Origin of the sequence: Streptomyces alkaliphilus, from assembly GCF_014141535.1 — a bacterium.
Classification (GTDB): domain Bacteria; phylum Actinomycetota; class Actinomycetes; order Streptomycetales; family Streptomycetaceae; genus Streptomyces; species Streptomyces alkaliphilus.
On record NZ_VKHT01000934.1, the window covers coordinates 1 to 1,965 of the forward strand.

2 protein-coding genes are annotated in these 1,965 nt (G+C 74.8%); both read left to right on the plus strand.

Features of this window, described 5'->3' with window-relative positions:
- A partial coding sequence (locus tag FNQ90_RS21255; RefSeq protein ID WP_182607828.1) for an ABC transporter substrate-binding protein occupies positions 1-1,158 on the plus strand: 1,158 nt, incomplete at its 5' end.
- Between the two features lie 292 nt (positions 1,159-1,450).
- On the plus strand, positions 1,451-1,965 hold a 515-nt coding region (locus FNQ90_RS21260), incomplete at its 3' end, for a GntR family transcriptional regulator (RefSeq protein ID WP_182607829.1).

Genomic DNA, 1,965 nt, shown 5'->3' on the forward strand with positions numbered 1-1,965 from the left:
GCCCCGGCCGGGGCGGCGGTCCTCACCGGCCTGCTCCTGACCCGCGATCGCCCCCGCGCCGGCGGCCCGTTGCCGCGTCACGTCATCGGTCTGCACGCCGACCTGTCGGGTCCGACCGCCGGGGAGGGACGGGCGCAGGAGAACGGCGCCCGGGTCGCCGTCGACGAACACAACACCCGCCCCGACCGTTCCTTCGACCTCGCCCTGCTCGTCCGCGACGACGGCGGGGACGGGGCGGGGGCGGCCGAGGTAGCCGGGCGATTCGCCGCCGACGGGTCCGTCGCGGCGGTGATCGGCCCCACCTCCGACGAGGCGGCCGAGGCCGCCGTGCCGGTGTACGACGAGGCCCGCCTTCCGGTGGTCGCCGTGTCGGTCGCCACCACCGCCGTCTCCTCCCGGGATCACGACACCTTCTTCCGACTCCGCTTCGACGAGGGCGGCCACGGTCGCGGGGTGATCGCCTACCTCACCCGGGTCGAGCCCTGTTCCCGGGTCGCCGTCATCGAGGACGGGGCCGCCTCGAACGCCATCCGCGGGATAACCGGCTCACTGCTCCACGCACCGCCCTCGAGGGGGTCCGTCACCGTTCACCCCGTCCGCGCGGACGTCGGGGACTTCGCCGTCGTCGTCGCCGCCGCGCTGGCCGAGGAGCCCGAGGCGGTGGTTCTCGCGGCGGATTCCCCGGAACGGGCCGCCCGGTTCGCGCGCGCCCTGCACGAGGCGGACTTCTCCGGCCCGCGCGTGACGACCGAGCCGGTGATGGGGTCCCCCGGATTTTCCACCGGGGCCGGGGAGGCGGCCGAGGGCTGGGTCTTCACCACCTCGTTCGTCGACCCGACGGCGCACCCCGGGGCCGAGGGGTTCGCGACGGCCTATCGGGAACGTTTCCACGCCGCCGGGGTACCGCCCCGCGCGGCGGAGGCGTACGACGCGTTGCGCTTCCTCGCCCGTGGGCTCGAGGGACCGGAGACCGCCGCCGAGGACCTGAGACACGTCCTGCGCCGGAGATTGTGGTCGGGAACCCACGAGGGCGTCACCCGAACCATCGCGTTCCACCGGGAGCACCGTTCGCTCCTGCCGGGATCCGGCCACTTCTTCCACGTGATGGAGAACGGCCGCCCACGGTACGGGGGCCCTCTCCCCGTCGGGGGGAACTGACACCGCCCCGCCGGGATCCCGCGTTCCACCGGCGGCCGGGCTCCTCGGGGTCTCCCCCTTCCCGGGCGTCGGCGCGGTCGGTCGCACCGGGCCGATATGGGTACGTCCCGAGCCTCCGCGGCGCCGGGAGGGCCCGGCCGGGTCGCCGGTGACGGGGCGTGGAAAAAGATGCTGATCGTCGCTCGGCCTTTCGGGTGAACGTGATTTCGTCTCTTGCGTGTCATCACCTGAGGTTGCCACCCTGTTGCTCTCAGTGCTGACCGTTCGGGTCGGAGCAGCTTCGGGAGGACCCGTGCCGGTGGGAGAGCAGCCCGCTTATCTCCGCGTCGCCGAGGACCTGCGCCGGCAGATCCGGGAGGGCGTCCTCGCGCCGCACACCCGGCTGCCCTCGCAGGCGGACATCCGGGCCGCCTACGGCGTCTCCGACACCGTGGCGCTGGAGGCGCGTCGGGTGCTCATGGCCGAGGGGTTGGTGGAGGGCCGCTCGGGGTCGGGCACCTACGTGCGGGAGCGTCCCGAGCCGCGTCGGGTGCACCGCAGCGCGCACCGCCCGGCGGGGGAGTGCTCGCCGTTCCGGCAGGAGCAGGCGGACGAACGGGTGCGCGGCGTGTGGGAGGCCCGCAGCGAGCGGGGGACGGCCGGGCCGGCGGTGGCGCGCAGGTTGGCGGTCGAGGCGGGGGACGCGGTGATGTGCACCCGCTACCTGTACCGGGTGGCGGACGGCCCGATGATGCTCTCCACCTCCTGGGAGCCGCTGCGGCTGACCGGCCGGACTCCCGTGGTGCTGCCGGAGGAGGGGCCCCTGGC